General features: G+C 67.7%; 1 pseudogene. It reads right to left on the reverse strand.

Annotation, left to right across the window (positions count from 1 at the left end):
• Positions 1–229 (reverse strand): annotated as a pseudogene (locus KVS69_RS20900) (cardiolipin synthase); the annotation flags it as partial.

The following is a 229-nucleotide window of genomic DNA, read 5'->3' on the forward strand; positions in this document are numbered from 1 at the left end:
GGGACCCGGTGCAGCCACAGCGAGCGCTGGCGGTCGTTGCGCACGGGCGTGGAAGCGGCGAACTCCGCGATGTGGATTTTCTCCAGTTCCGCTACGCACTCGGGGCTGCTGATCATCATCGTCAGTTCGAAGTTGAGGCGGAAACTGCGGTGGTCGAAGTTGGCGCGGCCGGCGATGCAGACGTCGGGGGCGGCGGTGGACGCCTTGGTGGGCAGCATGCGCGGCCCGT

Source organism: Stenotrophomonas sp. GbtcB23 (assembly GCF_019091045.1).
In the GTDB taxonomy this organism is placed as follows: Bacteria; Pseudomonadota; Gammaproteobacteria; order Xanthomonadales; family Xanthomonadaceae; genus Stenotrophomonas; species Stenotrophomonas rhizophila_A.